At 35.0% G+C, this 4,708-nt stretch carries 6 protein-coding genes; 2 read left to right on the top strand and 4 right to left on the bottom strand.

Translation table 11 applies throughout. The annotated features are described in order from the left end of the window. Window positions 1-247 precede the first annotated feature (247 nt). Both istA and istB read left to right on the top strand, forming a co-directional pair. Window positions 248-1,747: an IS21 family transposase gene (gene istA, locus J2Z23_RS22025; protein WP_209975382.1), complete on the top strand. Its 1,500-nt coding sequence runs from the start codon at window positions 248-250 to the stop codon at window positions 1,745-1,747. Then, entirely contained in the window at window positions 1,747-2,466 is a 720-nt protein-coding gene (gene istB / locus J2Z23_RS22020) for an IS21-like element helper ATPase IstB (protein WP_064467641.1), read from the top strand. Before istA ends, istB begins: the two co-directional genes overlap by 1 nt. 139 nt (window positions 2,467-2,605) lie before the next feature. Here istB and J2Z23_RS22015 read toward each other — a convergent pair whose 3' ends face one another. The 4 genes from J2Z23_RS22015 to J2Z23_RS22000 form a co-directional block, all read right to left on the bottom strand. Further along, complete coding sequence (locus tag J2Z23_RS22015; protein WP_209975380.1) at window positions 2,606-2,929, bottom strand: ankyrin repeat domain-containing protein; 324 nt, start codon at window positions 2,927-2,929, stop codon at window positions 2,606-2,608. A 49-nt stretch (window positions 2,930-2,978) separates the two neighbouring features. Next, window positions 2,979-3,722 (bottom strand): DUF1385 domain-containing protein, encoded by a 744-nt coding sequence (locus J2Z23_RS22010; protein WP_209975378.1) that lies wholly within the window; start codon window positions 3,720-3,722, stop codon window positions 2,979-2,981. A 16-nt stretch (window positions 3,723-3,738) separates the two neighbouring features. Further along, window positions 3,739-4,158: a helix-turn-helix domain-containing protein gene (locus J2Z23_RS22005; protein ID WP_209975376.1), complete on the bottom strand. Its 420-nt coding sequence runs from the start codon at window positions 4,156-4,158 to the stop codon at window positions 3,739-3,741. 203 nt (window positions 4,159-4,361) lie between these two features. Continuing rightward, window positions 4,362-4,592 carry a hypothetical protein gene (locus tag J2Z23_RS22000; protein WP_209975373.1) on the bottom strand — a complete coding sequence of 77 codons (231 nt, stop codon included), beginning with the start codon at window positions 4,590-4,592 and terminating at the stop codon, window positions 4,362-4,364. Window positions 4,593-4,708 lie beyond the last annotated feature (116 nt).

Raw genomic sequence — 4,708 nt, 5'->3', positions numbered from 1 at the left:
CTCAATGCCAAAGACTTTAAGAGCCTCATCGATAAGCTTGTTTTTAAACTCACTGCCCCGATCCGTATGGAATAATTCGAGGCGATTAAGATTGTTGTTTATGGCAAACTAATAATGTAGGGATTGGCATTTAATTTATGTATGGCCCGTAGGGCATACATAAATTAAATACGCCACTTGCCAACTCCTCCAAATAACTTTAAACTCCTCGTTGGACCAACAACGTTCGACAGGAGGTTATTAGGAGATGTTAGCAGTGGCACAAATTGATTATATCAGACATGAGGTAAATCAAAAAGGTGAATCCTATGCCGATGTGGCAAGGAGAATGGAAGTTGACCCACGTACAGTTAGTAAGTATGCAAATCAGGAAGAGTTCAAAAGAAAGAAAAAGCAAAAACGAAAAGCACGGGTAATGGAGCCAGTTAAGCCCATTATAGATAAGTGGATTAAAGAAGATTTAAAGAAGAAAAAGAAGTATCAGAGAACAGCTAAAAAAATGTATGAGCAATTAAGAGATTTTCATAGCTTTACAGGGTCAGACCGCACTGTACGCGATTATGTATCCAAAAGAATAAAGGAATTAAAGGAATCGATGACAGAAGTAGCCTTACCTCTTGAATCTATACCAGGTACAGCTCAAGTTGACTTTGGAACTGGGCCATTTAACTATGATTCAGAAACGATCGATTTACCGTACTTAGTGATGTCGTTTCCGTATAGTAATAGCTTTTATTTTCAAGTTTTTCCTTCGGAAAATACAGAATGCTTATTGGAAGGTTTACAACGGATGTTTCAACATATGGGCGGGGTTCCGAAGACGATACGATTTGATAATTTATCCCCTGCAGTGAACAAAATATTTTCTAAAGGGGAACGTGAATTAACAGATACATTTGAACGCTTTGTATTACACTTTGGTTTTCAGTATGAGTTTTGTAATCCAGGTAAAGGCAATGAAAAAGGCCATGTAGAAGCCATGGTGAAATATGTAAGAAACAACTTTTTATTACCGGAAAATAGGATTATAAACGTTGATCATTTCAATGAAACATTATGGGAAATGGCAGAAAAAGATCGTGATCGACTACATTACGATAAAAAGATCCTTCAGTCAAAATTGTTTGAAGAGGATTTAAATAGCTTTCTTAAGTTGCCTGAAAAGGGATTTGAATGTGCTCGATATGAGGAATTGAAATCAGACAAATATGGAATCGTCAATGTAGATACAAAACAATATTCGACATCTCCAAGGTTTGCGCAACAAAAAATTAGAGTCCGTATTACTTATAACGAAATTGCCATTTTGAACGAAGATAACGAAGTGATTGCCAAACACACCAGACTCTATGGTGTAAGGCGGAAATCTATGATTTGGCAGCCTTATCTAGATTTATTGTCCAAACGACCAAGAGCTATAAAATATTCAAGTATTTACAACCAGTTTCCATCTATTTGGACGGACTATTTAAAGAACTGTACAGAAGAAGAACAAAAAAATGCTTTACGCCTATTAGGAGAACTTTTAAAGAATGATGATTTTTCATTACTCAATGAAGCTCTTACGATGGCTTCATCTCATGGCCATCCAAGTACGGATCAAATCAAGCATTGTTTTTACACTGTAATAAATCAAAGCAATACATATAAAGAGATAAGTCCAGCTATTAATCTACCAACTATGCCTGCGGCAACCAGAGGGCTTTCTCATTATGATTCTTTACTTCAAAGCGGAGGTGTATCTTGATGAAAGAGCAAATTGAAGCACATGCCAAACGCTTGAAGTTAAGTTGGATAAGAGAGCATTACCATGAAATTAAAGCTGAAAATAATTATGACTATCTTCTTCAATTATTTGAAAGGGAGGTTGAAAATAGAGAGGAAAGAAAAGTGAACTTATTACTAAAGCAAGCACAATTACCAAAGACAGGCGACCAACCTTTTCAATGGGAACATATTCAAATCCCTCAAGGGATTGATCGTGATAAGATCCTCCAAGGGGAATTTATTCATGAAAAGGAAAATCTGATTTTATATGGTGGAGTCGGCACAGGGAAAACTTATTTGGCAACATTAATTAGCTTAAATGCCATACATAGGTATGGCACCAAAGTGAAGTTCTTTACGTTGGCATCTTTAGCAAATAAATTAATAGAGGCGAACCAAAATGGTTCCCTCCCCAGGCTGATTAAACAGCTTGAAAGACTGGATTTACTTATATTAGATGAACTAGGCTATATTCCTCTTCACAAAGAAGGTGCAGAGTTATTGTTTCAGGTGATATCTATGTGTTATGAAAACAAAAGCTTGGTGATTACTACCAACCTTCAATTTGGACAATGGAATCATGTTTTTGGGGATCCAATATTAACAGAGGCTGTGATTGATCGACTTATTCATCATTCACATTTACTACTTTTTAACGGTGAGAGTTTTCGTTATAAAGAATCATTAATACAGCAATAATTGGAGGCGACAAGTGGCATGCATTTTTAAATGCCATTTCATACATTTTTTACTTGCCAAATACATTTTATTTATTCTGCCATTCCTCCAATAATTTAAGTACTTCAATTTGACATTTCTCATTCCATCCATGTTTTGCTCATCGAATACAGTACTCATCTATTTTAGCCCCGTTTTCTAATAGTACTTTGCATATCTCAAATAGCCCATAATATGCTCCAACTTCGAGTGGGATTCTACCATGTATATCCGTTTGATTTGGATCAGCACCCTTTTCTAATAACTTTTTAACTATTAGCAAATTATCTAAATAAACATGCCAAAATAATAAGTTAGCACCAAGCACCTCATTATTAACGTTGTGTTTATTTATATTTAAGTCAATATCAAACAATTGATTTGACTCTAATATTTTATTAAAATCCATTTGCACATCCCCCGCATTCTGCTTTAGCTTATCCATCTATTTCCTCCTGAATATTTGCGATGATGGTCCTTGCTGCTTCCATTAATTAATGGTTCTGATTGTTTGCTAACTCTTTCTCTTCTAACTTTCTAATTGCCTCTATTGCTACAATTAAATGCTTTTCTCTAGGCATTGAGGTAAAGAGAAGGTATTGTGTCGCTTTTCCAACTAATCGGACCAAGTTCCATATTCCCTTTGGTTCACTTCTCCAAAGTTCGAACCCAATACTCCATGAAACCAGGAATAACCAAAATGTGTCACCAAGTATCATAGATAGTAAATAGAAACAGATGAAAACGGAAACCACTAGATTTGTACCGCAATCATTATGCGTTCTCGGTTGCTTCTTTACCTTCTCCAACGTTAAATTATGACCTTTCCCATAAGCGTTTGCGACCATATGCTCTGCAGCGTGATACCTCCCGATAGAAGTGTTTTTTATGATAAGACTAGCAATAACTAAAAAGCCAAACATCATCGTTGGAAAATTAATTATTGGGATAGTAAATATAAAGTGATAATTTAATTTACTTATGATTAAAATCTCCATTAAAAACAAGACTATTATCGCAAATAAAAACCTCCTCCAAAATTCAATCATTAAATCAAATATCATGGCAAAAGAACGAACAAAAGGTATCTTCGAAAGGGCAACGACTATTTTCTTATTCTCTTTTTTTAATCGGATTTCCGCAGTGATTTTCCCATCCTTAAATCGTGATATTGATTGATACCTTTCCCCTGTAAAACTTACAAAATTAAATCCAGCTCTTCCAGCAAGTATTTTCAAAATCCAACTCCCCCCTTTATATAAATTCATGGTTATTTTTTATTTCAGTTTTTATTAACTTCAGAAATTCTTTCGTTAACCTTTCCTTCCGTTCCGTAGATAGTCCAAATTTATGAATGTAGGAAAGGGCATTTTGCAAGTCCTTATCTTTCATGATTAACTTTCTCACATCCACAGGAATTTTCCCTGACATCCAAAATAACTTATCCAGTTCTACGTTATAAAGTGCTGCAAAACCCACTACTAAGTCATCCGTTACCTCCCTAACACCTCTTTCAATTTGCGAGACATAATTAGTAGAAATTTCTAACCTGACTGCCACTTGGGAAAGGGTAAAACCTCTTTTTAATCTTTTTTCCCTTATGTATCTACCGAATTCTTTTTCCTTAACTACATCTTCTTCATCTAAAACCCTCATTAAAATTTTCTTTTCCATATCATCACTCATCCTTTTAATAAAATTATTCCTTGTTTATTTCCATTTCCTATAGTCAAAAGACCACAAAAAAACACTTGCAGAACTGAATTCTACAAGTGTTTTTCTTCCCCAAAATAATTTATTAATAAATGGCACAGTAGCATTTCTTGCATCATCGACACTCCCCTTCTAAATAAACGTTAATGCTTCCACCCCTTTAGTTATCCTTGGCATCGACCAAAAAGGTGGAGCAACCCATATCTTCCATTTTTATTAAGTTGAAGCCATTCAATTATTCGCTCATTTCTCTCACGAACTTTTTTCGTTGCAATGGATTCCGTTACTTTTCCAAAAGACACCTTTGCCTGTTTTGTTGGTGCTTCATTTGTTTTAATCGGAATATACATCCCAGTTTCCTTAAATGTTCGTGTATAATCTTTCATCTTATTCATTGATGCACCCTCCAACTATCCTGCGTATTGTCAAATAATCTATAGTAAAAAGTTAATAACCCCTTGATTTATAGGGGAATGAATGCAAAAAACTTGCCACCCCCTGAATTTTAAGG

The sequence above is a fragment of the Lederbergia galactosidilytica genome (genome assembly GCF_017873565.1).
In the GTDB taxonomy this organism is placed as follows: Bacteria; Bacillota; Bacilli; order Bacillales; family Bacillaceae_C; genus Lederbergia; species Lederbergia galactosidilytica.
The sequence above is the reverse complement of the archived record's forward strand: the minus strand, read 5'-3'. Positions and strand labels throughout refer to the sequence as shown.

Coding starts and splice junctions, on each gene's coding strand:
- istA (WP_209975382.1), top strand. CDS start 248: ATGTTAGCAGTGGCACAAATTGATTATATCAGACATGAGGTAAATCAA.
- istB (WP_064467641.1), top strand. CDS start 1,747: ATGAAAGAGCAAATTGAAGCACATGCCAAACGCTTGAAGTTAAGTTGG.
- J2Z23_RS22015 (WP_209975380.1), bottom strand. CDS start 2,929: ATGGATAAGCTAAAGCAGAATGCGGGGGATGTGCAAATGGATTTTAAT.
- J2Z23_RS22005 (WP_209975376.1), bottom strand. CDS start 4,158: ATGGAAAAGAAAATTTTAATGAGGGTTTTAGATGAAGAAGATGTAGTT.
- J2Z23_RS22000 (WP_209975373.1), bottom strand. CDS start 4,592: ATGAATAAGATGAAAGATTATACACGAACATTTAAGGAAACTGGGATG.